This is a genomic window from Leisingera sp. F5, from assembly GCF_001593695.1.
In genome coordinates this window covers 17,936-41,611 of sequence record NZ_LUKH01000010.1, presented here as the reverse complement: position 1 = coordinate 41,611, position 23,676 = coordinate 17,936, and the positions used below count along the sequence as shown (strand labels likewise).

The window sequence follows — 23,676 nt, the reverse complement described above, 5'->3', positions numbered from 1 at the left end:
CTCAGCCGATGGCTGCAGCCTTCACGTCCTCGTCGATGAACGGCAGATACTGCTCAAAGTTGTCGGAGAACATCTGCACCAGCTTGGCCGCCTGCGCGTCATATGCCCCTTTGTCGTCCCAGGTGCGGCGCGGGTCCAGCAGCATTTCAGGAACGCCCGGCACGTCGACCGGCACGTCAAAGCCAAAGTTGGCATCTTTGCGGAATTCGACATTGGCCAGCGAGCCGTCCAGGGCTGCGGTTAGCAGGGCGCGGGTTGCCTTGATCGGCATCCGGCTGCCGGTGCCATAAGCGCCGCCGGTCCAGCCGGTGTTCACCAGCCAGCAGGTCGCGCCGTGCTGGGCGATCTTTTCGCGCAGCAGGTTGCCGTAAACCTCAGGGCGGCGCGGCATGAAGGGGGCGCCGAAACAGGTCGAGAACGTCGGTTCCGGTTCGGTCACGCCGCGCTCGGTGCCGGCCACCTTGGAGGTGAAACCCGACAGGAAGTGGTACATCGCCTGCGCCGGGGTCAGCCGCGAGATCGGAGGCAGCACGCCGAAGGCATCACAGGTCAGCATGATGATGTTCTTCGGGTGGCCGCCGCGGGCGCTGTCCGATGCATTCGAGATGTAATGCAGCGGGTAGGCACAGCGCATGTTGGCGGTCAGGCTGTCGTCGTTGAAATCCAGCTCCTTGGTCTCCGGATCAAACACCATGTTCTCGATCACGGTGCCGAACTTGGAGGTGGTGGCATAGATTTCCGGCTCTGCCTCGGCATTCAGGTTGATGGTCTTGGCATAGCAGCCGCCTTCAAAGTTGAAGGTGCCGTTGTCCGCCCAGCCATGTTCGTCATCGCCGATCAGCACCCGGTCCGGGTCGGCGGACAGGGTGGTCTTGCCGGTGCCCGACAGGCCGAAGAACACGGCGGTGTCGACCGGGTTGCCCTTGGCGTGGTTAGCAGAGCAGTGCATCGGCATGATGCCTTTCTCCGGCAGCAGGTAGTTCAGCAGGGTGAAGACGGATTTCTTGTTTTCGCCTGCATATTCGGTGCCGCCGATCAGGATCATCTTGCGGTCGAAATTCATCGCAATGACGGTCTCGGAACGGCAATCATGCTTTTTGGGGTCAGCCTGGAAACTGGGGCAGTTGACGACCGTGAAATCTGCGATGAAATCATCCAGGTCTTCGCGGTCCGGACGGCGCAGCATGGTGCGGATGAACAGGTTGTGCCACGCCAGTTCGGTCACCATGCGGACATTGATGGCATGGGCCGGATCAGCGCCGCCGACCAGATCCTGGACGTAATAGTCCTTGCCTTTCATGTGCTCCAGCATGTCGGTGTAAAGCGCGTCAAAGCCTTCCGGACTCATCGCTGCGTTGTTGTCCCACCAGATGGTGTCGCGCACGCTGTCCGACTTGACGACGTGTTTATCTTTGGGCGAGCGGCCGGTGAATTTGCCGGTGGTCACAAGGAAGGCGCCGCCATTGCCCAGCGTGCCTTCGCTGCGCTTCAGCGCGGCTTCGATCAGCGCCGGCTCCATGAAGTTGTAGAAGACATTGCCCAGACCCTCGATGCCCTGATCCTCGAGGCGGAATTGCGGGTTAACCCGTCCAGATGTCATACGTTTTTTCTCCTGTGGCGGCGCGGCGGCACGCAGGCTGCGGGCTGCGCCAATGGGGCAATAGAACACGGCATCGCTGCCGGTGGCGGGGTCTTAACACGGCGTTTCGGGCGGTGAACAGGCCGGTTCCCCCGAGTTAGCGCCACCAAGGCGATGTTTAGCGCAACCATCAGTTTAAGCCTGCGCCGGTGCCTGCTTGTTCAGCAGACGCTAAGGTATTTTTGCCCCAATTGAGACCAAAGATCGCCCTGATTCTTCAAATGGGATTGATTCGGGGCACCATAACGGCGATGAAAGTGCTAAAAAATAACACAGAACAGAGCAGATTAGGGGCAATTCCGATGTCAAAAATTGCATTGGTAGATGATGACAGGAACATCCTGACATCCGTTTCCATGACGCTTGAGGCCGAAGGCTTTGAGGTGGAAACCTACAACGACGGCCAGGCGGCGCTGGACGCGTTCAACAAGAAGCTGCCGGACATGGCCGTGCTGGATATCAAAATGCCGCGGATGGACGGCATGGACCTGTTGCAGCGGCTGCGCCAGAAATCCCAGATGCCGGTGATCTTCCTCACCTCCAAGGATGATGAGATCGACGAGGTGCTTGGCCTGCGCATGGGCGCTGACGACTATGTCAAAAAGCCGTTCTCGCAGCGCCTTCTGGTCGAACGGATCCGGGCGCTGCTGCGCCGCCAGGAGGCGATCAGCAGCGACGCTGCCGGAACCGCCTCGCCCGAGGCCAAAGTGATGGAGCGCGGCAACCTGCGGATGGACCCGCTGCGCCACGCGGTCAGCTGGAAGGGCAGGGATGTGTCGCTGACCGTGACTGAGTTCCTGCTGCTGCAGGCGCTGGCCCAGCGGCCGGGTTTTGTAAAAAGCCGCGACCAGCTGATGGATGTGGCCTATGATGACCAAGTCTATGTGGATGACCGTACCATCGACAGCCACATCAAGCGCTTGCGCAAGAAAATGAGGACAGCGGACTCGGATTTTGCGGCTATCGAAACGCTTTATGGAATCGGTTACCGTTACAATGAAGAATAAGCGGCACGTTTAAGCGGGGCTGTTTGCCCCGGGGCCGAAGGAGTGGGCGCGCATGCGCGATACCAGCATTACGCAACGCCAGCAGGACGGCGATGTTGTTCTAGGGGAAGACTGGGTCACCCCTGAGCAATCCGTCACGCAGGAGATGCAGGTCAAGCGCGCGCGCCGGGGGCTTTTGTCGCTCAAGGGCTCGCCGCTGACCCGGAAGATCATCACTTTCAACCTGATCGCATTGATCATTCTGGTCACCGGGATCCTGTATCTGAATTCCTCGCGTCAAAGCCTGGTGCAGCAGCGCGCGGGCGCTTTGGTATCCGAAGCCATGCTGGCGGCGGATGTCTTTGAGGCCGAAATGCCGGCCGCAGGCGCAGTCAGCTTCGCTGCAGGCGACGGCATCCAGGTCGAGGACACCCTGGCGCGGCTCAGCCTGCGCGGCGGCGTCGAAGCCTTTGTGTTCGATACTACCGGCAATCTGATTTCCAGCATCAAGGGCGTGGACCGCAGTGATGCCCTGAACGTGTTGAATGACAGTGGCCGAAGCCGCACGCTGATCAGCGATGCACTGTCGGCCATTTGGGGCATAGCTGATGGCGGCGAGGCGGCGGCTGCTGGTTCTGCCGCGTTGGGATCGTCCTTAGAGAAACGGCTGGGCGGTTTGGTCGACCGGACGATGAACGGCGGCACCGGCATTGAGACGGTCGTGGATACCACAGGCAGCCGGGTGATCTCTGCGGCAGCGCCGATCATGCATAATGGCAGGGCAGCCGGGGTCATCGCGCTGACCTCCCCGACGGGCGAGGTGGACGCTTTGGTGCGCGGCGAGCAGGAGCGTGTGCTGCAGATGTTTGTCGTCGCCTTGCTGGTCTCAGTCGGGTTGAGCCTGGTGCTGGCCTCGACTATCGCGAACCCGCTTGCCGATCTCGCCGAGGCTGCCGAACTTGGCCGCGAGCGCGGCAGCCGCAAGTCAAACCCGGGGCGGATCCGGATTCCGGACCTGTCTGCCCGGCCGGATGAAATCGGACGGCTGAGCCGGGCACTGCGCGGGATGGTCAAGGCGCTGTACTCCCGGATCGACAGCAACGAACAGTTTGCAGCCGACGTGGCGCATGAAATCAAAAACCCCTTGGCCAGCCTGCAGTCGGCGGTCGGCACCCTGCGCATGGTGCGCCGCGACGATCAGCGCGAAAAGCTGATGGAGGTGATCGAACACGACGTGCGCCGCCTGGACCGGTTGGTCAGCGACATATCCAACGCGTCGCGGCTGGATGCCGAGCTGGTCAAGGAGGAAGAAGAAGACTTCGATCTGCTGGCCATGCTGGGCAACCTTAATCAATACTTGGGCGAGGACGCCCGCGCCAAGGGGATCGATTACATCACCGACCTGCCCGCCCAACCCCTTCAGTTGCAGGGCCTTGAAGCGCGATTGGCGCAGGTCTTTGTCAACCTGATCACCAATGCGATCTCGTTCTGCGAGGAGGGCGACGCCATTCGCGTATGGGCAAGACGCCGTGCCAACCGGGTGCTGATTGTGGTCGAGGATACTGGTCCAGGCATTCCGGACCAGGCCTTGTCGAAGATTTTCAAACGCTTCTATTCGCAGCGCCCGGTGGAGCATTTCGGTAACAACTCAGGACTCGGCCTGGCAATCTCGAAACAGATTGTCGAGGCGCACGGCGGCGTGATCTGGGCCGAAAACATCCGCCCGACAGAAGCCGACGTCACCTCGGAACCCTTGGGCGCACGGTTTGTAGTTGGTCTGCCGGTGTAACCATGTCTGATACAGAAAGCCTCATCCTGCATGCCTCCTGCGTCGCGCTGGAGGGGCGGGGGCTTTTGATCACCGGCACTTCCGGGCAAGGCAAGTCCGCGCTGGCACTGCAGCTGATGGCCTTTGGCGCGCAGCTGGTGGCGGACGACCGGGTGTTGCTGCAGCTTTTGGACGGGCAGGTTGTGGCCAGCGCGCCTGAACCGATCCGCGGACTGATCGAGGCGCGGTTCATGGGCCTGCTGCACGCGCAAATCCGCAGCCCTGTGCCGGTGTCTGCACTGGTGGACCTGGATGAGGTCGAAACCGAACGCCTGCCGATGCGGCACAGCACGCAATTGCTGGGGCAGAAAGTGCTTCGGGTCAAGCGCGTGGACGGTGCGCATTTCGCTCCGGCACTGATGCAGTATCTCAGATGCGGAGCTTTGGACCCCGATGCCTGAAGTTGAGCAAAAGGCGGTTCCGGCGGTGCTGGTTACCGGCCCCTCCGGCGCAGGCCGGACCACGGCGATCAACGTGCTTGAGGATCTTGGCTTCGAAGCGATCGACAATCTTCCGCTCCGGCTGCTGCCCGGTCTGATTGATGCAGCTGCGGCACCCCGCCCGATGGCGCTGGGTCTGGACAGCCGCAACCGGGATTTCTCGCCGCGGGCGCTGCTGGATGTGATCGATATGCTGTCCGGCCGCCGCGAAGTAGAGTTGACCGTGCTCTACCTTGATTCGAAAGCTGACGTGCTGCTGCGGCGCTATTCCGAGACCCGCCGCCGGCATCCGCTGGCGCCCGCGGAATCTCCGGGCGAAGGCGTGCGCCGCGAGCTGGATCTGATGGCGCCGATCCGTGACCGCGCTGATATCCTGCTGGAAACTTCGGATATGAATGTGCATCAGTTGAAGGCAGAGATCGAACGCTGGTTTGCCCCTGAAGGCCGCGCCCTGGCACTGTCGGTGCAAAGCTTCTCTTACAAACGCGGCATGCCGCACGGCATCGATATGGTGTTTGATTGCCGCTTTCTGGCCAATCCTTATTGGCAGCCCGAATTACGGCAGTGCAACGGTATTGATCAGGCTGTGCAGGATTATGTGCGGGCCGACGGCAGGTTCACCCCTTTCTTCACCCGGGTGCTGGACCTCACCCGTCTGCTGTTGCCGGCTTACCAGGAAGAGGGGAAATCGCATTTTTCCATCGCCTTCGGCTGCACCGGCGGGCAGCACAGATCAGTAACGATGGCGGAAACCCTGGCCAAGGCCCTTGCGGAAGACGGCCTGCAAGTGTCAATTAGACACCGCGAGCTGCAAGGCCAGCAAAGAAGTGAGAGGCCGGGTTGATCGGGATTGTGATCGTAGCGCATGGCGAGCTGGCAAGGGAATACCTTGCCGCTGTGGAACACGTTGTGGGCCCGCAGCCCTGCCTGATGGCCATCGGCATCGGACCCGAGGACGACAGGGACCGCAAGCAGGATGAGATCTGCTCGGCTGCGAATGAAGTGGACACCGGCGACGGGGTCGTTGTGGTCACCGACCTGTTCGGCGGCTCGCCTTCCAACCTCAGCCTGAAGGCTTGCGCTCCGGCTGATCGCCGTATTCTGTACGGAGCCAATTTGCCGATGCTGATCAAACTGGCGAAATCCCGCCACCTGCCTGTGGCCGATGCGGTCCGGCAGGCCATGGAGGCCGGGCGCAAGTACATAAACGCTCAAAACGTAAACCCTGATGGGGAGCAGGCACATTAAATGGCTGTGAAGACGCTGAAAATCATCAATGAAAAGGGGTTGCACGCCCGCGCCTCGGCCAAGCTGGTAGAAGTGGTCGAAGGGTTCGACGCCACGGCAGAGGTGATCAGGGACGGCTTGTCTGCTTCCGGCGACAGTATTATGGGTCTTTTGATGTTGGCAGCCTCGAAAGGAACGACTATTGACGTCGAGACTTCGGGGCCCGATGCTGATGCGCTGGCGCATGCGCTCGAGGCCCTGGTGGCCGGCAAGTTCGGCGAGGGCTACTAGGCCCGCGCCGGCAGCGGAACGGGAAAGACACTTTGGCGGATACCGCACACGACAGGAATACCGGCGTCGCGCCGGAAACCGCTGATCAGACAGGCGAGGTCTATGACCGCCGCACGCTGACCTATGCCAATTCATTTGACGATCGCTGGACCTCGCTGGCGATCAAGACCATCGAATGGCTCACCGGAAAACTGACCATCCTGCGTATGGTCAGCAAGTTCGAAAAGCAGAATGCGGAATACCGCGGTCAGAAGTTCTGGCGCGGCGCCCTCAATATTATGGGCATTGATTTGCAGACGCCGGAAGAGCAGATCAACAACATCCCCAAGGACGGACCTGTGGTGATCGTTGCCAACCATCCCCATGGGATGGTCGATGGCATGATCTTTGCCGACCTCATCGGCCGCCGCCGCCTGGACTACCGTATTCTGACCCGATCGGTGCTGACCGGTCTGGATGAGGCCGCAACCTCCTTTATGATCCCGGTGCCGTTCCCGCATGATCCCGAAGCGCAGCGCAAAATGGTCGACATGCGGGCCAAAACCATGGCCTTCCTCAAGGACGGCGGCGCGGTGGCGTTGTTCCCGTCGGGCGTGGTGATGTCTTCCGACAGTTGGTTCGGCCCTGCGGTCGAACGTGAATGGAATGTCTTCACCGCACAGCTGATCCGCCGCTCCGGCGCCCGGGTGGTGCCGATATACTTCCCCGGCCACAATTCCCGCTGGTACCAGATCGCCTGCCGGATCTCACCGATCCTGCGTCAGGGTCTGCTTCTGCGCGAGATTGTCCGCTCCTGTAACAAGCCGCAGGCGCCAGTTGTGGGCAAACCGCTGACGGACGCGCAGATGGAACAGCTGCAAAGCGATCCGCGCGGTTTCATGGCCTGGCTGCGCGAACATACCCTGAGCCTCGGCAAGCCAGGCTAAGACTGCCTCACACCGGGTCAGAAACAGACCGGGTCAGAAACAGAAAAGCGCCCCGCGGGGCGCCTTTTTTGTTCCTGCTACCGTGTCGGCACCGGCGTTTCCCCGCGATAGTCATAAAAGCCGCGCTGGGTCTTGCGGCCCAGCCAGCCGGCCTCGACATATTTGGTCAGCAGCGGGCAGGGGCGGTATTTGGTGTCCGCCAGCCCGTCATGCAGCACGTTCATGATGGCCAGGCAGGTGTCCAGGCCGATGAAATCCGCCAGCTCCAGCGGACCCATCGGGTGATTGGCGCCAAGTTTCATCGACTCATCGATCGATTTGACCGAACCAACGCCCTCATACAGCGTATAAACCGCCTCGTTGATCATCGGCATCAGAATGCGGTTGACGATGAAGGCGGGGAAATCTTCAGCGCTGGCAGAGGTCTTGCCCAAGCGGGCCACGACTTCCTGGCAGGCAGTGAATGTCGGTTCATCTGTGGCAATGCCGCGGATCAGCTCCACCAGTTGCATCACCGGCACCGGGTTCATGAAATGGAACCCCATAAAGCGTTCCGGACGGTCGGTGCGGCTGGCCAGCCGGGTGATCGAGATTGACGAAGTGTTGGACGTCAGGATCGTGTGCGGCTGCAGATGCGGCAGCAGATCATCAAAGATCGCCTGTTTGACGGTTTCCCGTTCGGTGGCCGCTTCAATGACCAGATCGGTTGCGCCGGCATCTGCAAGCGTCAGTGAGGGGGTAATGCGAGCCAATGCAGCCTTTACGTCTGCATCCGAGATTTTTCCCTTGCTCGCCTGACGGTCCATGTTCTTGTGAATAAGGCTCAGGGCGCTGTCCAGCGCCGGCTGGCTGACATCATTCAGCACGACCTCGTACCCGGCAAGCGCCAGAACATGGGCAATGCCATTGCCCATCTGCCCGGCGCCGATCACTCCAACCTTCTGAATTTCCATGCCTCAGGCTCCTGAAATATCTGCGGCAACCTTACTGGCGGGCGAAGGGCGGGCACAAGGGCGGCTGGGGCCGATTTGAGGCAAATTCTCACTTTAGGGAATTTGCAATGCTTGCGCGGCAAGGTGAGTCTCGGGTGAAAAATTGGTGGTGAAATGAGCTATGAACTCAAAAGCGCGGGGGCGCTTTCGGGGGAACCATGCAGATACGGGCATTCCAGGCTGTTGGTCCGGGGCCCGCAGCGGTCCCTGGATAAACCCTATGTTGCCTTTCTTGGTGGAACCGAAGTTTACGGGCGGTTCGTTGAATTTCCCTTTGTCGACTCCCTGCAAACCCAGCTTGGATTGGATTGCATCAACCTAGGCAGTGTGAACGCCGGGCTGGACAGTTTTGTTCAGGATGATTCCCTGATTGGTATCGCCAGACAGGCGGATGTATCCGTGGTGCAGATGCTGGGCGCGCAGAACATCTCAAATCCATATTACCGGGTGCACCCGCGCCGCAACGACCGGTTTCTGCAGGCCCACGCGGCCCTTAAGACGCTCTATCCCGAAGTGGATTTTACAGAGTTTCATTTCAACAAGCATCTGCTGTGCACCCTGCGGGAAATCTCCGGCCAGCGGTTTGAGAAAGTGCAGGAACAGCTGCAACGCAGCTGGATCGAGCGGATGAGCGATTTGGTCGAGGCGCTTGATGGCCGCGTTCTGCTGCTATGGCTCCGCTATGAATTGGACGCCGAAGCCGGTTTTCCAGAAGAGCCGGTCCTGGTAGACCGTTCCATGGCCGATGCCTTGCGCCCCAAGGTTCAGGGCGTGCTGGAGTTCAGAGCCTCTTCGGCGGCAGTGGCACAGGACATCGCCGGCATGATCTTCGGCCAGATGGAATTGCCCGCCGCCCGCCACATGATTGGGCCGAAGGAACATCTGCGGATTGCCGATGCGCTGGCAGACCATCTGTTGCCGCTGGTCAAGAAGTAAGAACACCTCTGGAAGTGGAAGCAAAAAGGCCCGCCGGATGGCGGGCCTTTCCTTATTAATCAGCTGTCGAGCCGGGCTTAGCCCAGCTTTTCGGTCAAGGCTGGGACGGCTTCGAACAGGTCGGCAACCAAGCCAAAGTCCGCAACCTGGAAGATCGGTGCTTCTTCGTCCTTGTTGATCGCCACGATGACCTTGGAGTCCTTCATGCCGGCCAGGTGCTGAATGGCGCCGGAGATGCCGATGGCGACATACAGGTCCGGAGCAACAACCTTGCCGGTCTGACCAACCTGCCAGTCGTTCGGGGCGTAGCCCGAGTCGACGGCAGCGCGCGATGCGCCAACGGCGGCACCCAGCTTGTCGGCCAGGCCTTCGATCAGTTTGAAGTCTTCTTCGGAGCCAACGCCGCGGCCGCCGGAGACAACGATGCCGGCCGAGGTCAGCTCGGGGCGGTCGCTTGCGGCAACCTTGTCTTCGACCCACTCGGACAGGCCCGGGTTCGCAGCGGCAGAGATGGTCTCAACCGATGCCGAACCGCCGTCGCCCGCTGCGTCGAAGGACGCGGTGCGGATCGAGACGACTTTCTTGGCGTCGTTCGACTTCACGGTCTGGATCGCGTTGCCGGCGTAGATCGGGCGCTCGAAGGTGTTGCCGTCGACAACGCCGGAAACGTCCGAGATCACCATCACGTCCAGCAGCGCGGCAACGCGCGGCAGAACGTTCTTGGCGTCGGTGGTGGCGGGCGCAACGATGTGCTCAAAATCAGACGCCAGGCCAGCGATCAGGGCCGCGGTCGGCTCCGCCAGGCGGTGGCCCAGCGATGCGTCCTCGGCGACCAGCACCTTGGCAACGCCTGCGATCTTGGCGGCTTCTTCGCCAGCCGCAGCAGCAGAGGCGCCAGCGGCTAGAACGGTCACGTCGCCCAGCGATGCAGCTGCGGCAACGGCTTTTGCGGTTGCGTCCAGCGCCAGGGCGCCGTCGGTCACTTCAGCAAGGAGAAGAACAGCCATTACACAGCCCCCGCTTCTTTGAGTTTCTCAACCAGCTCGTCAACAGAACCAACCACGATGCCTGCAGCGCGGGCCGCGGGTTCTTCGGTCTTGACGATTTCGAGGCGCGGCGTGACGTCGACGCCGTAGTCGGCTGCGGTTTTCTCGGCCAGCGGCTTCTTCTTTGCCTTCATGATGTTCGGCAGCGACGCATAGCGGGGCTCGTTCAGGCGCAGGTCCACGGTGATGATGGCGGGCATCTTCACGGAAATGGTCTGCAGGCCGCCGTCGACCTCACGGGTCACCTTGGCGGTTTCGCCTTCGATGTCCAGCTCGGACGCAAAGGTGCCCTGGGACCAGCCCAAAAGCGCCGACAGCATCTGGCCGGTTGCGTTCATGTCGTTGTCGATTGCCTGCTTGCCGCAGAGCACGACGCCCGGCTGCTCTTCCTCGACCACTTTGGCCAGGATTTTCGCAACGGCCAGCGGCTCGATGTCGGTGTGCACGTCATCGGCAGCAACCACCAGGATGGCGCGGTCTGCACCCATGGCCAGCGCGGTGCGCAGGGTTTCCTGGGCCTGCTTCACGCCGATCGAAACTGCAACCACCTCGTCAGCCTTGCCGGCTTCTTTCAGGCGGATGGCTTCTTCGACGGCGATTTCGTCGAAGGGGTTCATCGACATTTTCACGTTGGCGAGATCGACACCGCTGCCGTCCGCTTTGACGCGGACCTTCACGTTGTAGTCAATCACGCGTTTGACAGGCACGAGTACCTTCATTTTGCGTTCTCTCCTTAACAAACGGCAAGCCGCCCCAGGGCGACTCCCCTCTATGCTCTCGCAGCGTTGATACCGGCTGGTGTGCGCCTGCAACAGGGCAAAATCGTCACGTTAGCGCACGCCGACGTCGCGTTTGCTCATTTGGAACATCATTTTTGCAAGAATGTTTCCGGTGGGAAATCCGCCTCCCGGATTGGCGCTGCCGCGGGCATGCAAATGACGCGTTGCCCGCGGGATTGGCCGAAAACCGGCATGAAATCGCGAATCAAACCGGTGGCAGGGGGAATCAGCGGTTGGCGCCGGGAACCCACAGAACGTCGTCCTTGCCGCCATTGTTGGCAACGCGGGCGGCGACAAAGAACCAGTCCGACAGGCGGTTCAGGTATTTCACCGCCGCCGGGTTCACGTCCTCACCGGTGCTGAGGTCGGTGGCCAACCGTTCGGCGCGGCGCGCCACGGTGCGGCAGACATGCAAATGTGCTGCCAGTTTCGAGCCGCCCGGCAAGATGAAGCTGCGCAGCGCTTCCAGATCCTTGTTCATCACGTCAATCTCGGCCTCCAGCCGTTCGACCTGAGCGACGGCAACCCGCAGCGGCGGGTATTCCGCATCCGCGTCCTTGGCCATCTCCGGACGGCATAGATCGGCACCCAGGTCGAACAGATCGTTCTGAATGCGCGCCAGTGCGGCGTCCATTTCACCCTCTGCTTCCAGCCGGGCCACGCCGACAAAGGAATTCAGCTCATCCGAAGTGCCATAGGCATTGACCCGGGCCGAATGCTTGGCCACGCGGTCGCCGTTGCCAAGGGCGGTTTCGCCCTTGTCGCCGGTGCGGGTGTAAATCTTGTTCAAAACAACCATTGCCGCTTATCCTCCGTTGCTGCGCAGGTAGACGTAGGCCAGCAGTATCGCCACCGCAATGAATTGAAACAGGATGCGCAACCGCATCATCTTGTTTGCATTCTTGCGGTTGAACTCGCCGCCCTTGCCAAAGCCGCCGATGCCGACGACCAGTGCCACAACCACGGCGGCAACGGCTGCCAGTCCCAGATAATACAGCGGATCGCTCATTTTGTCCCCCAAAGGCGCATCAATTCTGTTGCCTCCGTCTACCCTGCGTCAGCTCCGTTGGCGACTGCGAATCTGCTATCCGAGCTTCACCAGGATGCGGTCAATTGCCCTTGTGCTGAGGATCCGGCGCAGAAATCCGGCGATATGGGTGGGGGTGGTGACGTAATAGCGTTCGCGCGGACGGCGGGATTCGCAGGCGTGTGCCAGCTTGGCTGTCACGGCTGAGGCCGGCAGTTCGAACCGGTCCGGTCCACTGCTTTCATACAGCCGCTTCAGCAGGCGCGATTCGTAAAGGTCGCGCAGGGGCGACGCCTGCCAGTCGATGAACCGCTCAAAATGCGGGATTGATTTTTCCCGGATTTTCGACGTCACCGGTCCCGGCTCGATCAGCACCATATGGATCCCGGTGCCTCGCAGCTCCACCCGCAGCGTGTCGGTCAGCCCTTCCAGCGCGTATTTCGTTGCCACATAGGCACCGCGCCAAGGGAATGTGACAAATCCCAGGATCGAGGAATTCTGCACGATCCGCCCATGCCCTTGCGCCCGCATCACTGGAATCACCTGCCGTGTCAGCTCGTGCCAGCCAAAGAAATTGGCCTCAAAAATTGTCCGCAGGGCGTCGGTCGGCAGATCCTCCACCGCGCCGGGCAGCCCGTGGGCGCCGTTGTTGAACAGCGCATCCAGCGTGCCGTCTGTGGCCGCCAGCACTTCGGCCAGACCGGATGTGATGCTGGCCGGATCCGTGTAGTCAATCCGCGGGCTTTCGAACCCCTCGGCGCGCATCCGGTCGCAGTCCCGCTGCTGGCGGCAGGAGGCAAACACCCGCCAGCCGCGTTCCCGCATGCCGCGTGCCGCATCCAGGCCGATCCCTGAGGAACAGCCGGTAATCAGAATGGTTTTCTTCATGTGAACGCCTCTTGCCCCGGAATCCTCCGCAGCAGTTATGGGCGTTTCTTGCTCACCAGGGAAGCGGCAATCCAGCCGGTAACGCCCTTGTCCGGGGCGCGAAGATGCAGCCAGCCGGTGCCGCTGTCCTCAATCACGATGACCTCGTCACCGCCCAGAAGGCGGGTAATGACCGGATAGGATGTGCCTGGCCCCTGGCGCATATTCACGCGTGAGGCACGGATGCTGCGGCGGTCCGGGAACGCCGCTGATGCGGGCTGTGTGACGGGGGCCGCAGCAGCCGCGGCGGGCGCAGCGGTGATGGCTGCAAGGCCGCCATCAAGCGATGCCAGCTGCAATGCACCCGGTGCAGGTTCGCCTGAGAAGGCAGCCTGGGTTGAGGTAAGCACACCGGATGCGCTGGCCAGATGCTCTGCTGCCACACGCTGGCGCAGTTCCGGATCTGCTGCGGGACGGGCCGGGGTTTGAACCTGCGCCCGCTGTGTCAGGACAGGCCGGGTTTTGAGTGATGCGGCTGTGATTCCGGCCTGTTCAACCGGCTGGGCCGCAGATTCGGTCTCTGCCACTGCAGCAGGCCGTTTCGGCGGCTCAAAATCCGCTCCTCCGCTCAACTCGTAAAAGCCCCACCCAAGGAAGGCGAATGATACCATAACAAATCGCGACATAATCCGGTCCCCCCAGACCAACAGACGGCAGCTGCACTCTATTGCATGAATTCAGAAACAAACGCGCGGCGCGGCTGCCTGGTTCCAATTTAACTAGCGCAAGTTAAGGCGCAGGAAACAGGGGAGAGTCAGGTGTCTTCTCCCCCGAACTGCCCCCGAACTGTGCAGCGGTGTGCGAATTTCGCGCGCGCCCGCTTTACCAATTCCGGCAGCGGCAGTATCACCGATTCATGACCGATCTGGTAGAAGACCCCGACATGCCCTCCGCCCCCGAACAAGGCGAAATCCTGGAACCGCTGCGCCGCGCCATTGGCGAGCGCTATCTGACCTATGCGCTCAGCACCATCATGCACCGGGCGCTGCCCGATGCGCGTGACGGGCTCAAGCCGGTTCACCGGCGGATCCTTTATGCGATGAACCGCCTGCGGCTCAGTTCGTCCGGCGGCTTTTTGAAATCGGCCAAAATTTCCGGCGACACCATGGGCGACTTCCACCCCCATGGCGACGCCGCGATCTATGACGCGATGGCGCGGCTGGCGCAGGACTTCAACGTCCGCTATCCGCTGGTCGACGGACAGGGCAACTTCGGCAACATCGACGGCGACAACCCGGCGGCGTCCCGCTACACCGAGGCGCGGATGACCTTCGTCGCCGAGGCAATGCTCGAAGGCCTCAACGAAGATTCGGTCGATTTCCGGGACAACTATGATGGCCGTCTGACCGAACCGGCAGTGCTGCCCGCGACCTTTCCGAACATCCTCGCCAATGGTGCGGCCGGCATCGCGGTGGGCATGGCCACCAATATTCCGCCGCACAATATTGCCGAGCTGATCGACGCCTGCCTGCATCTGATCAAAATCCCGGATGCCCGCGACGATACCCTGCTGAACTATGTGCCGGGTCCGGACTTCCCCACCGGCGGCGTCATTGTCGAGCCCAAGGAAAACATCGCCAAGGCCTACAGCACGGGACGCGGCTCTTTCCGCCTGCGCTGCACCCATGAGGTCGAGGACCTGGGCCGAGGCCAGTGGCAGATCGTCGTGACCGAGATCCCCTATCAGGTCCAGAAATCCAAGCTGATCGAGAAGATCGCCGAGCTGATCCAGACCAAGAAGGTGCCGATTCTCGCCGACGTGCGCGACGAATCGGCCGACGACATCCGCATCATCCTCGAACCCAAGTCCAAGAACGTGGACCCCGAGGTTCTGATGAACATGATGTTCCGCAACTCGGACTTGGAAATCCGCTTCAGCCTGAACATGAACGTGCTGATCGATGGTGTGACCCCCAAGGTCTGCTCGATGAAGGAAGTGCTGCGCGCCTTCCTCGATCACCGCCGCGACGTGCTGCAGCGCCGCTCGCAGCACCGGATGGAAAAAATCGACCACCGGCTGGAGGTGCTCGAAGGCTTCATCATCGCCTTCCTGAACCTCGACCGTGTGATCGACATCATTCGCTATGACGAGGACCCCAAGGCCGCGCTGATCCGCGAGGATTGGAGCAAAGACCACCCCCGCGCCTTCACCGAGGCCGAATACATCACCCCGGCACCTGGCACAGGCGAGCTGACAGAGGTTCAGGCCGAGGCCATCCTCAACATGCGCCTGCGGTCGTTGCGCAAGCTTGAAGAAATCGAACTGGTCCGCGAACGCGACGCGCTGCGCGCCGAACGTGCCGGGCTGGTCGAACTCCTGGGCTCTGAAGAACTGCAGTGGACCCGCATCTCCGAACAGCTGAAAGAGACCAAGAAGCAGTTCGGCAAGGACTACGCCGGCGGCGCCCGCCGCACCCGCTTTGCCGAGGCGGGCGAGGTCGAGGACGTGCCGCTGGAAGCGATGATCGACAAGGAGCCGATCACTGTTGTCTGCAGCCAGATGGGTTGGATCCGGGCGATGACTGGCCACATCGACCTGAACCGCGAATTGAAGTTCAAGGACGGTGATGGCCCGCGCTTTGTCTTCCACGCGGAAACCACCGACCGGCTCTTGGTGTTCGGTTCCAACGGCCGTTTCTACACTCTGTCGGCGGCGAATCTCCCTGGCGGCCGTGGCATGGGCGAACCGCTGCGCCTGATGGTCGACCTGCCGAACGAGGCAGAGATTGTCGATCTGTTGATCCATAACCCCGAGGGACGGCTGCTGGTTGCATCCGATGCCGGTAACGGTTTCATCTGCGCTGAAAAGGAAATCGTCGCGCAGACCCGCAGCGGCAAGCAGGTGCTGAACGTCAAGAACGATGACCACGCCAAGATCTGTATCCCGGTCGACGGCGATCACGTCGCCATTGTCTCGGAAAACGGCAAGTTCCTTGTCTTCGCGGTCGAGGAAATGCCGGAACTCACCCGCGGCAAGGGCGTACGCCTGCAGAAATACAATATGGCCCGTGGCAAGCAGGGTTCGCTGGAGCTGGACGGCGGCCTCAGCGACGTCACTACCTTCAATTGGGATGATGGGCTCAAGTGGGAAATGGGCGGCGGCAAGACCCGGCATGAGGCCGACCTCACCCAGTGGCTGGGAAAACGGGCCGGGGTTGGCAAACGCCCGCCGCATGGTTTCCCGCGCGATTACAAGTTCAAGTAAGGCGGCAAAAACCTGCTGCCCGCCTGTGCCCCCCGCGCCACCTGCGCGGGGGTTGCTGTTTCCAGGCCTTTACCCGCCGCACTGCGCCCGGCTATCTGGGCGGGATCGAATTTCCTTGGGGGGCGTCCATGATCCGCATTCTTTCCATTCTGGCCACGATGGCCTTGCTCGCTGCCTGCGGTGAAACCCGGTTGGACGAAGCGCCCGAGGATCTCGGCGCCTTTCAGGCACGGGTAACGCATGTCTACACCGAAAAGGCGCTGCAATGGCCGCTGTCGCGCAATGCGGAACACAGCGAATGGGATGCTGCGATGAAGAACGCCCTGGAAACCCGCCTGCGCCGCTATCAGGGGGCGCAGGAATATGATGTGGCAGTAACATTGGAGGGTTTCATGCTGGCACCGCCCGGCGTGCCGGTTCTGTTCTCACCCAAAAGCGCGGTGGTGGTGAACGTCTTTGTCTATGACGTAGCGGAAAAGAAATTCCTGGCCAAGAAGCACCAGATGGAGATCTTTGAAAGCACCACCGGCGAAAGCGCGCTGCTGGGATCCGGCCACGCCCGCACCAAACAGCAGCAAATCCAGGGTCTGGCAGTCAATATTGCCGACAAGGTCGAAGAATGGATGGCAAAACAGCATGAGGCCGAGGGCTGGTTTGCGCCGCGCCCGGCGGCGGGGTTCAGCAGCGGAGCTGCTGCGGATGCCGCCGTGCCCGCGCCAGCTGGCTGAGCCTTGCGAATTCCGCCTCCGTCAAGCAAGAACGGGTTGATTTTTCCGCTCAAACCAAATAACCCGCCCGCGCAGAGGTAACCGGGTCAATGCATGACCCCTGTTTCAAAAGGGCGCCTAAGGAATGGCTAAGGAAAAGTTTGAGCGTACAAAACCGCACGTCAACATCGGCACCATCGGCCACGTTGACCACGGCAAAACCACGCTGACCGCAGCAATCACCAAATACTTCGGTGACTTCAAAGCCTACGACCAGATCGACGGCGCACCGGAAGAAAAAGCCCGCGGCATCACCATCTCGACCGCCCACGTCGAGTATGAGACCGAGACCCGCCACTACGCCCACGTCGACTGCCCCGGCCACGCTGACTATGTGAAAAACATGATCACCGGCGCGGCGCAGATGGACGGCGCGATCCTGGTTGTGAACGCTGCTGACGGCCCGATGCCGCAGACCCGCGAGCACATCCTGCTGGGCCGCCAGGTCGGCATCCCGCACATGGTTGTCTTCATGAACAAGGTTGACCAGGTCGACGACGAAGAGCTGCTTGAGCTGGTGGAAATGGAAATCCGCGAGCTGCTGTCGTCCTACGACTACCCGGGCGACGATATCCCGATCATCGCGGGTTCGGCTCTGGCCGCAATGGAAGGCAACAAGCCTGAAATCGGCGAAGAGAAGATCAAAGAGCTGATGGCAGCTGTTGACGAATACATCCCGACCCCGGCGCGTGCTGTTGACCAGCCGTTCCTGATGCCGGTTGAAGACGTGTTCTCGATCTCGGGCCGCGGCACCGTTGTGACCGGCCGGGTTGAGCGCGGTGTGATCAACGTTGGCGACTCGATCGAAATCGTTGGTATCCGCGACACCAAGACCACCACCTGCACCGGTGTTGAAATGTTCCGCAAGCTGCTGGACCGCGGTGAAGCCGGCGACAACATCGGCGCCCTGCTGCGCGGCATCGACCGTGACGGCGTTGAGCGCGGCCAGGTTCTGTGCGCACCCAAGTCGGTGAACCCGCACACCAAGTTCGAAGCTGAGGCCTATATCCTGACCAAGGAAGAAGGCGGCCGTCACACGCCGTTCTTTGCGAACTACCGTCCGCAGTTCTACTTCCGCACCACCGACGTGACCGGCACCGTGACCCTGCCTGAGGGCACCGAGATGGTGATGCCGGGCGACAACCTGAAGTTCGACGTTGAACTGATCGCCCCGATCGCGATGGAAAACGGCCTGCGCTTCGCCATCCGCGAAGGCGGCCGCACCGTCGGCGCCGGTGTTGTGTCGAAAATCACCGAGTAAGACGGCTTTGCCGTCTGGTGGCGGCAGGCGGTTTTCCAAAGGAAAATCGCCGAGAGCCACTCAGAACTGTTCTGCGAAAGGGCCGCTCGAAAGAGCGGCCCTTATTTTGCATTGCTGCAACCGGAAACCGGCACCGTTTCCGGCCCGGAAAAATCGATTTTTCCGAGCCGTTTCCCTCGCAGGGAAACGGTATTCAGGTGGATTGAGCCTGCGGCCGCTCGCCAGTCCGCCCGGCGGCGCTGTCTGCCGCAGCGGTGATGGTCTCCAGCGAGGCTTCCAAGCTTAATCGCAAGTTTTCTGCCTCGGAACCGGTTGGCTTTTTCGGGACTTCATCTGTCCACTCCTGGCACATCAGCACACCCCTGGAAAATGGCAGAGGCAGCATTTGCCGGTCCCAGGTCGGCAGTTCAATCACCTTTTTTTCGGCAAAAGCCACCGTGAACACCCGGCAGCCGGTCATCCGGGCCCAGACAACTGGGACGGTTGAGGATATGCGCGCCGGGCCGCGCGGCCCGTCAGCGGCGATGCCGATTGAGCAGCCGTCCCGGGTGCGGCGCAGCACTTCGCGCGACAGCGCCACATGGCGCTTGTGGCTGGACATCGGGATGGTCTCAAACCCAAGCCGGACCAGGATCTGGCCGGCCAGCCGTCCGGCGCGGGCCGAGGAGGTCAGGGCGCAGATGCGGCCCAGCGAGGTGTCAAACAGATAAGGCGCCATGATCAGCCGCTGGTGCCACAGCACAAAGATCACCGGCTCGCCGCGGCGCACGCAGGCGTCCATGTCGTCGAACCCGCTGCGGGTCCAGCGCGAGGTGCGGAAGGCGAATCGCACATAGGCGGCAAACAGCCCCTCGATGGCGCGGTTGACGCGGGGGCTGTCAGCGATTTTCTTTCTTAGGCTCACGATTGGCGGCTCGTATTTTCGAGTGTCCCGGAGCAAAAGGCCCCGGCATCCGCCTTGTCTTACTGCATGGCTGAGCCGCGGCAAAGCCTGCAACGGCCAAACCGCAGGCCGGCACCCGGAAAACCCGTTTTTCCTCTTGCCAGCGCAGCACGTCTGCCTTAGGAAATGCCGCACCGTACAGGGGTATAGCTCAGTTGGTAGAGCGACGGTCTCCAAAACCGTAGGTCTCGGGTTCGAACCCTGATGCCCCTGCCATTTCACCGGATCACCAGCAGAACCGCAAAACGCCTCCGGGAAAGCCCGCCCGCTTGGGCTGCAGACGCCTTTGCTATGGTTAGGCCAGCGGCAGGTGCTCCGGGGCGGCTCCTTGCAAATACCGGTCATAGGCGGCGTCATAGGCCTGTTCGATTTGCCGTGCCAGGCGTGCCGGGTTCGGCAAAGCCGCATGCTGGAGGTGGCGTTTCAGTGTTTTGCCGGCCTCTGGATCCTGCGCCAGGCCTGCAGCCTTTGCCTCGTAGTTCTCTGCGCTGGCGGCGATCAGTTCCGGCAGCCCGGCGGCCTGCAGCAGGCTTGCGACAGTGCGGGCGGCGAATTGCTGCCCCGGCAAGGTGAGCACCGGCAGCCTGGCTGCCAAGGCTGACTGGGCGGCGCTGCGGGCATTCACAGTGAAGGTGTCCAGGAATAAATCTGCCAGCGGCAGGCGGGCCTGGTGTTCCGCCGGCGGGGCAGGCGGTGCAAAGACGAGCCGGTCCGGATCTACGCCGCGCGCCGCCGCAGCCCGGCGCAGGCTGGACACTGCATGCGCGCCGTTATCCTGCAGCCACAGAACGCTATTCTTGGCCCCGCTCAGCAGCCGCATCCAGATGTCGAATTCTGACGGGGTGATCCGGCTGCCTGCTGCAAAGTTGCAGAATACAAATCCAGTCTCCGGCAGGCCGCAGCTGGCCCGGCCCGGGCGCTCCGTTGGAAGGGCCGGTGCCGGCGTCACCGCCAGATGGCTTTCCGGCAGGCGCAGCAGGTATTCGTTGTGATAGCGTTCGCTGCCGGGCGGGCACACGGTGTAATCGCTGACCAGGTAATCAAAGGCGGCGGTGCCCATGGTGCCGGGGTATCCCGGCCATGCAATGTGCAGCGGTGCCAGCCGGTCGGAAAGCAGTTGGCTCAGGCTGCCGTTTGTATAGCCTGAGATATCCACGGCAATGTCCAGACGGTCTGCCTTGATTGCGGCGGCCGCGTCTTGTCCGGCTGGTCCGCCCAGTTGCTTGAAACAGGAGACGGTTTGGCTCAGTCCGGCAGCGGTTTCTGCTGCAAGTTCTGTGCCGGTGGCATAGGCGTGAATTTCAAACCGGGTGCTATCGTGGGCTGCCAGCATTGCCGCGTGCCGGCTTGCAACTGCGTCTCCGTCACTGCCGGCAAAGAAGTATCCAATCCGCAGCCGGGCGGGACGCTCCCGGACAGGAGGGGCCGCTTGCAGCTCAAACACCGAAGACGCGTCGCTGGCATAAGCCTGGGCCCGTGCCCGCAGCAGATCGGGGTTGTCTTCCATCAGCATCAGCACGCTTGGATCGCAGCCGCTGCCGCGCAAGCCCAGCAGGCGCCGGTAGTCTGCGTATTCCTGCACCCACCGCCAGTCATTGAGCTCCGCCAGAACATGCAGCCGCTGGGTGCGGCTGCGGTCATCGGATGGTGAAATCTGCAGGATCTTGTCAAAACAAGGCAGGGCATCCGCAAACCTGCCCTCGGCCTTAAGCAGCAGGCCAAGCTGGAAATGAGCTTCGGTCAGCTGCGGATCCAGGCTGGCTGCACGGGTGTAATGCTCTTTGGCTTCAGCGGGGGCGCCCAGCTTCTGGAGCAGGCTGGCCAGTTTGAAATGCAGCGAGGCATCTTCAGGGGCAAGGGAAACCGCCTGGCGCAGAACACCGGCGGCCTCAACGCTGCGGCCCTCAAGCGGCAGGGCTTCGGCCATGCTGCACAGGGCAGGCAGGCATTCTGCATCCAGTTTCAGGGCTTTCTGATACAGCGCTATGGCGTTGTCTTGCTGCCCGCGCGCCATATGGACACGCCCCATCGCGGCATAGGTGCCTGCTTCCTGGGGGTTCAGCCCGCAGGCCTTGTTCAGGCAGGTTGCGGCGTTGTCCAGATGGCCGGCCGCCAGGTGGCAGCGGCCCAGGAAATCCCACAGGAAATGCGAGTCGCGGAACGTCTTGAGCAAGGCGCCGCAGCTGTCAGCCGCATCGAAATGGCGGCCGGCGGCAAGCGCTGTCTCCAGTTCCGCTTTGGTGTCCGGCGATGGTTCCCGCTGTTCGCGCAAGCGGCCGCGCAGGGAGCTCAGCGCTTGCAGGGCGCGGGTGTTCTTCGGGTTGCGTGCCAGGATGCCGGAATAGGCAAGCACAGCATCCTCAAGTTTGGAGTCACGTTCAAGCTGTTCGGCCTGGGATAAGGAATATGCGGGTGTCATGGCATCCAATCTCATCAATAAACGCGGGATAGGCCTGCACGGCGCGCACAGGGCGCCGGGGCTGCTTGGGACAGTTTTGCAGGAAGTGGATTAAAATTGGATTGACTGGGCGGTCCAATCTGCCCCGGCACCGGAGCAGGGCTTGAATTTACCCGCAGCAGGCGTTAAATCGCGACCACTGCTAGCAGAGAGACACCCCCAGTATGGCGACTATCAATCCAGTTCAGTTCATTCAGCAAGTCCGTGCCGAAGTGTCCAAGGTCGTTTGGCCGACCCGGCGCGAGGTGCTGCTGACCACGGTCATGGTGTTCATCATGGCGGCGCTTACGGCGGTGTTCTTTGCACTGGTCGACCTGCTGATCCGCTATGGCCTGCAGGGCTTGCTGGGGATGTTCGGCTAAGCCTGCGGCAGTTTGCTGGCTGCCATGCTCATGTTGCTGCGCCGCCCTTGATCTTGGCGGCAATGGGCGGTAGGTGAGCCATAACTATTGAGGCGGGCGTGCGGCGATTCGGTTTGCACGCCGCTTTTTGTTGGAGAGCGCAGCTTCAGGGCTGCATCGGGATGATAAAGCGGCGGCGCGGCAATGGCCCGCCTGGCAAAACAAGGACGACAGTTCATGGCGAAACGGTGGTATTCGGTCAGCGTTCTTTCGAACTTCGAAAAGAAAATCGCAGAGCAAATCCGCACCTCGGTCGCTGAACAGGGCCTTGAGGACGAGATCGACGAAGTGCTGGTCCCCACCGAAGAGGTGATCGAGATCCGCCGCGGCAAGAAAGTCTCGACCGAGCGCCGGTTCATGCCGGGCTACGTGCTGGTCCACATGGAAATGTCCGACCGCGGCTATCACCTGATTTCCTCGATCAACCGGGTCACCGGCTTCCTCGGCCCGCAAGGCCGCCCGATGCCGATGCGCGACGCTGAGGTGCAGGGCATCCTGGGCCGCGTCGAGGAAGGCGTCGAGGCGCCGCGCACCCTGATCCATTACGAGATCGGCGAGAAGGTCAAGGTCAACGACGGCCCGTTCGAGGATTTCGACGGCATGGTCGAAGAGGTCGACGAGGACAGCCAGAAGCTCAAGGTCACCGTGTCGATCTTCGGCCGCGAAACCCCGGTCGAGCTGGACTTCACCCAGGTGACCAAGCAGGGGTGATTGGCGGCGGGCAGGGTGCCCGCGCTATGGAATTCGAGGCGCCGCGTTGGGTTCAACGCGGCGTTTTTTGTTTTGAGAGAGATGCGATGCCGTCATTCACCGCGATGGTTGGCCTTCAGCAATCGGAAGGCTGATCGCAGCACTCAATTTGGAGTGTCATTGCAAGCCGGAGAGCACTCTGTTCTCCAGCGGAACCGCTCGCTAAAGTTGACTGGGCTGATCTAATTAGGAGCTGGAGTGAAAGTGAGATTCATCGTTGTGTTATTCTCGGCAATGCTCTTCAGTGCCTCGCCCAGTCAAGCTGATGATTTTGGCTTGGATGATGTGAAAGGATGGCTCGACGGTTGTGTGGCGTTGGCGCCAACAACAGCGCCCATGTCGTCTGTTCTAGAGCTCGATTGTCTGAAGGCAGCAATAAAATACTGTGAGGTGGGCCGCAGCAAAGAGTATCATGAGACCTGCCGCCGCTCCTTGGCATCGCGCCTTTCATCCGAGGTCGTGATGATCCGCCCTTTCTTGGAGCCTGCCGCAGAAATGAAGGTGCGCTCTCGAAGGAGCTATGAACGGCGGTTGGAGCGCCTTGACAATTCCAACCATGAAACCTGCCCGGAAGATCTTCAGGAAACCGAATGCGAGTTAGTGCAAGTTGGACTGAATTGGTTGGAGGCGCGTTCTCTTGCAAGAGTGATCGATATCTCATTCCAGCAAGTGATTGATGAAGGTAAAGCTGAAAACTAGGAGATAGCGGAGTGTTCTACGCAGTTGCCAACTGCATAGAACCCCAGCGGAAATTCCTTAATGCTGCCGTCCCATTTCCACCGCCCGCCACTTGCCAACCCCACCATTCCCCTGTACATGCCGCCTCTATCGTCTTCGGGCGAGAGTC

The 23,676-nt window shown here is 61.3% G+C and carries 24 protein-coding genes and 1 tRNA gene; 15 read left to right on the top strand and 10 right to left on the bottom strand.

Going from position 1 to position 23,676, the window contains the following annotated elements; all coding sequences use genetic code 11:
* Position 1: 1 nt before the first annotated feature.
* Entirely contained in the window at positions 2-1,600 is a 1,599-nt protein-coding gene (locus A2I95_RS08760) for a phosphoenolpyruvate carboxykinase (RefSeq protein ID WP_291729400.1), read from the bottom strand.
* 341 nt (positions 1,601-1,941) lie between these two features.
* Here A2I95_RS08760 and A2I95_RS08755 point away from each other — a divergent pair, with 341 nt between their 5' ends.
* The 7 genes from A2I95_RS08755 to A2I95_RS08725 are packed head-to-tail and all read left to right on the top strand — an operon-like array spanning position 1,942 to position 7,337.
* Positions 1,942-2,646: a response regulator transcription factor gene (locus A2I95_RS08755; RefSeq protein WP_027257307.1), complete on the top strand. Its 705-nt coding sequence runs from the start codon at positions 1,942-1,944 to the stop codon at positions 2,644-2,646.
* A 52-nt stretch (positions 2,647-2,698) separates the two neighbouring features.
* Positions 2,699-4,414 carry a sensor histidine kinase gene (locus A2I95_RS08750; RefSeq protein ID WP_291729399.1) on the top strand — a complete coding sequence of 572 codons (1,716 nt, stop codon included), beginning with the start codon at positions 2,699-2,701 and terminating at the stop codon, positions 4,412-4,414.
* Positions 4,415-4,416: 2 nt separating this feature from the next.
* On the top strand, positions 4,417-4,854 hold the full coding sequence (locus tag A2I95_RS08745) for an HPr kinase/phosphorylase (protein WP_291729398.1): 438 nt from the start codon (positions 4,417-4,419) through the stop codon (positions 4,852-4,854).
* Entirely contained in the window at positions 4,847-5,737 is an 891-nt protein-coding gene (gene rapZ / locus A2I95_RS08740) for an RNase adapter RapZ (RefSeq protein ID WP_291729397.1), read from the top strand. The genes A2I95_RS08745 and rapZ overlap by 8 nt, the downstream gene beginning before the upstream one ends.
* Positions 5,734-6,141, top strand: coding sequence for a PTS sugar transporter subunit IIA (locus A2I95_RS08735; protein ID WP_027257311.1), 408 nt, complete (start codon positions 5,734-5,736; stop codon positions 6,139-6,141). Before rapZ ends, A2I95_RS08735 begins: the two co-directional genes overlap by 4 nt.
* The gene (locus tag A2I95_RS08730) at positions 6,142-6,411 is read left to right on the top strand and encodes an HPr family phosphocarrier protein (protein ID WP_027257312.1); all 270 of its coding nucleotides are present in this window, start codon (positions 6,142-6,144) and stop codon (positions 6,409-6,411) included.
* Between the two features lie 32 nt (positions 6,412-6,443).
* Positions 6,444-7,337: a lysophospholipid acyltransferase family protein gene (locus A2I95_RS08725; RefSeq protein ID WP_291729396.1), complete on the top strand. Its 894-nt coding sequence runs from the start codon at positions 6,444-6,446 to the stop codon at positions 7,335-7,337.
* Positions 7,338-7,414: 77 nt separating this feature from the next.
* Here A2I95_RS08725 and A2I95_RS08720 read toward each other — a convergent pair whose 3' ends face one another.
* Positions 7,415-8,290 carry a 3-hydroxybutyryl-CoA dehydrogenase gene (locus A2I95_RS08720; protein WP_291729395.1) on the bottom strand — a complete coding sequence of 292 codons (876 nt, stop codon included), beginning with the start codon at positions 8,288-8,290 and terminating at the stop codon, positions 7,415-7,417.
* 153 nt (positions 8,291-8,443) lie between these two features.
* On the opposite strand from A2I95_RS08720, the gene A2I95_RS08715 reads away from it, so the two are divergent.
* The gene (locus A2I95_RS08715) at positions 8,444-9,265 is read left to right on the top strand and encodes a DUF6473 family protein (protein WP_291729394.1); all 822 of its coding nucleotides are present in this window, start codon (positions 8,444-8,446) and stop codon (positions 9,263-9,265) included.
* A gap of 77 nt (positions 9,266-9,342) precedes the next feature.
* On the opposite strand, the gene A2I95_RS08710 is transcribed toward A2I95_RS08715, so the two are convergent.
* From A2I95_RS08710 to A2I95_RS08685, 6 genes are all read right to left on the bottom strand, one after another.
* Positions 9,343-10,272: an electron transfer flavoprotein subunit alpha/FixB family protein gene (locus tag A2I95_RS08710; protein ID WP_291729393.1), complete on the bottom strand. Its 930-nt coding sequence runs from the start codon at positions 10,270-10,272 to the stop codon at positions 9,343-9,345.
* Positions 10,272-11,030: an electron transfer flavoprotein subunit beta/FixA family protein gene (locus A2I95_RS08705; RefSeq protein WP_291729392.1), complete on the bottom strand. Its 759-nt coding sequence runs from the start codon at positions 11,028-11,030 to the stop codon at positions 10,272-10,274. The genes A2I95_RS08710 and A2I95_RS08705 overlap by 1 nt, the downstream gene beginning before the upstream one ends.
* A gap of 286 nt (positions 11,031-11,316) precedes the next feature.
* Positions 11,317-11,889, bottom strand: coding sequence for a cob(I)yrinic acid a,c-diamide adenosyltransferase (locus tag A2I95_RS08700; protein ID WP_291729391.1), 573 nt, complete (start codon positions 11,887-11,889; stop codon positions 11,317-11,319).
* Positions 11,890-11,895: 6 nt separating this feature from the next.
* Positions 11,896-12,099, bottom strand: a complete 204-nt coding sequence (locus A2I95_RS08695; protein ID WP_291729390.1) for a twin transmembrane helix small protein — start codon at positions 12,097-12,099, stop codon at positions 11,896-11,898.
* 75 nt (positions 12,100-12,174) lie between these two features.
* Entirely contained in the window at positions 12,175-13,005 is an 831-nt protein-coding gene (locus A2I95_RS08690; RefSeq protein ID WP_291729389.1) for an SDR family NAD(P)-dependent oxidoreductase, read from the bottom strand.
* Between the two features lie 35 nt (positions 13,006-13,040).
* Positions 13,041-13,670, bottom strand: coding sequence for an SH3 domain-containing protein (locus tag A2I95_RS08685; RefSeq protein ID WP_291729388.1), 630 nt, complete (start codon positions 13,668-13,670; stop codon positions 13,041-13,043).
* A 230-nt stretch (positions 13,671-13,900) separates the two neighbouring features.
* Here A2I95_RS08685 and A2I95_RS08680 point away from each other — a divergent pair, with 230 nt between their 5' ends.
* From A2I95_RS08680 to tuf, 3 genes are all read left to right on the top strand, one after another.
* Positions 13,901-16,249: a DNA topoisomerase IV subunit A gene (locus tag A2I95_RS08680; protein ID WP_291729387.1), complete on the top strand. Its 2,349-nt coding sequence runs from the start codon at positions 13,901-13,903 to the stop codon at positions 16,247-16,249.
* Between the two features lie 128 nt (positions 16,250-16,377).
* A complete protein-coding gene (locus A2I95_RS08675) occupies positions 16,378-16,977 on the top strand; it encodes a hypothetical protein (RefSeq protein ID WP_291729386.1) in 600 nt (199 codons plus the stop codon).
* A gap of 124 nt (positions 16,978-17,101) precedes the next feature.
* Positions 17,102-18,277 (top strand): elongation factor Tu, encoded by a 1,176-nt coding sequence (tuf, locus tag A2I95_RS08670; RefSeq protein WP_291729385.1) that lies wholly within the window; start codon positions 17,102-17,104, stop codon positions 18,275-18,277.
* Between the two features lie 193 nt (positions 18,278-18,470).
* Here the strand turns inward: tuf and A2I95_RS08665 are convergent, their stop codons facing one another.
* A complete protein-coding gene (locus A2I95_RS08665; protein WP_291729384.1) occupies positions 18,471-19,181 on the bottom strand; it encodes a DUF374 domain-containing protein in 711 nt (236 codons plus the stop codon).
* A 179-nt stretch (positions 19,182-19,360) separates the two neighbouring features.
* On the opposite strand from A2I95_RS08665, the gene A2I95_RS08660 reads away from it, so the two are divergent.
* A tRNA-Trp gene (locus tag A2I95_RS08660) sits at positions 19,361-19,436 on the top strand.
* 79 nt (positions 19,437-19,515) lie between these two features.
* Here A2I95_RS08660 and A2I95_RS08655 read toward each other — a convergent pair.
* Positions 19,516-21,639 carry a tetratricopeptide repeat protein gene (locus tag A2I95_RS08655; protein WP_291729383.1) on the bottom strand — a complete coding sequence of 708 codons (2,124 nt, stop codon included), beginning with the start codon at positions 21,637-21,639 and terminating at the stop codon, positions 19,516-19,518.
* 203 nt (positions 21,640-21,842) lie between these two features.
* Here A2I95_RS08655 and secE point away from each other — a divergent pair, with 203 nt between their 5' ends.
* The 3 genes from secE (at position 21,843) to A2I95_RS08640 (ending at position 23,528) form a co-directional block, all read left to right on the top strand.
* Complete coding sequence (gene secE / locus A2I95_RS08650; RefSeq protein ID WP_027257327.1) at positions 21,843-22,040, top strand: preprotein translocase subunit SecE; 198 nt, start codon at positions 21,843-21,845, stop codon at positions 22,038-22,040.
* A 216-nt stretch (positions 22,041-22,256) separates the two neighbouring features.
* Entirely contained in the window at positions 22,257-22,790 is a 534-nt protein-coding gene (nusG, locus tag A2I95_RS08645; RefSeq protein ID WP_291729382.1) for a transcription termination/antitermination protein NusG, read from the top strand.
* A 237-nt stretch (positions 22,791-23,027) separates the two neighbouring features.
* Complete coding sequence (locus A2I95_RS08640; RefSeq protein ID WP_291729381.1) at positions 23,028-23,528, top strand: hypothetical protein; 501 nt, start codon at positions 23,028-23,030, stop codon at positions 23,526-23,528.
* The last annotated feature ends 148 nt before the right edge of the window (positions 23,529-23,676 follow it).

Coding starts and splice junctions, on each gene's coding strand:
- nusG (WP_291729382.1), top strand. CDS start 22,257: ATGGCGAAACGGTGGTATTCGGTCAGCGTTCTTTCGAACTTCGAAAAG.
- A2I95_RS08695 (WP_291729390.1), bottom strand. CDS start 12,099: ATGAGCGATCCGCTGTATTATCTGGGACTGGCAGCCGTTGCCGCCGTG.
- A2I95_RS08710 (WP_291729393.1), bottom strand. CDS start 10,272: ATGGCTGTTCTTCTCCTTGCTGAAGTGACCGACGGCGCCCTGGCGCTG.
- A2I95_RS08750 (WP_291729399.1), top strand. CDS start 2,699: ATGCGCGATACCAGCATTACGCAACGCCAGCAGGACGGCGATGTTGTT.
- A2I95_RS08680 (WP_291729387.1), top strand. CDS start 13,901: ATGACCGATCTGGTAGAAGACCCCGACATGCCCTCCGCCCCCGAACAA.
- A2I95_RS08705 (WP_291729392.1), bottom strand. CDS start 11,030: ATGAAGGTACTCGTGCCTGTCAAACGCGTGATTGACTACAACGTGAAG.
- A2I95_RS08760 (WP_291729400.1), bottom strand. CDS start 1,600: ATGACATCTGGACGGGTTAACCCGCAATTCCGCCTCGAGGATCAGGGC.
- tuf (WP_291729385.1), top strand. CDS start 17,102: ATGGCTAAGGAAAAGTTTGAGCGTACAAAACCGCACGTCAACATCGGC.
- A2I95_RS08675 (WP_291729386.1), top strand. CDS start 16,378: ATGATCCGCATTCTTTCCATTCTGGCCACGATGGCCTTGCTCGCTGCC.
- A2I95_RS08745 (WP_291729398.1), top strand. CDS start 4,417: ATGTCTGATACAGAAAGCCTCATCCTGCATGCCTCCTGCGTCGCGCTG.
- A2I95_RS08730 (WP_027257312.1), top strand. CDS start 6,142: ATGGCTGTGAAGACGCTGAAAATCATCAATGAAAAGGGGTTGCACGCC.
- A2I95_RS08655 (WP_291729383.1), bottom strand. CDS start 21,639: ATGACACCCGCATATTCCTTATCCCAGGCCGAACAGCTTGAACGTGAC.
- secE (WP_027257327.1), top strand. CDS start 21,843: ATGGCGACTATCAATCCAGTTCAGTTCATTCAGCAAGTCCGTGCCGAA.
- A2I95_RS08690 (WP_291729389.1), bottom strand. CDS start 13,005: ATGAAGAAAACCATTCTGATTACCGGCTGTTCCTCAGGGATCGGCCTG.
- A2I95_RS08685 (WP_291729388.1), bottom strand. CDS start 13,670: ATGTCGCGATTTGTTATGGTATCATTCGCCTTCCTTGGGTGGGGCTTT.
- A2I95_RS08700 (WP_291729391.1), bottom strand. CDS start 11,889: ATGGTTGTTTTGAACAAGATTTACACCCGCACCGGCGACAAGGGCGAA.
- rapZ (WP_291729397.1), top strand. CDS start 4,847: ATGCCTGAAGTTGAGCAAAAGGCGGTTCCGGCGGTGCTGGTTACCGGC.
- A2I95_RS08720 (WP_291729395.1), bottom strand. CDS start 8,290: ATGGAAATTCAGAAGGTTGGAGTGATCGGCGCCGGGCAGATGGGCAAT.
- A2I95_RS08715 (WP_291729394.1), top strand. CDS start 8,444: ATGAGCTATGAACTCAAAAGCGCGGGGGCGCTTTCGGGGGAACCATGC.
- A2I95_RS08755 (WP_027257307.1), top strand. CDS start 1,942: ATGTCAAAAATTGCATTGGTAGATGATGACAGGAACATCCTGACATCC.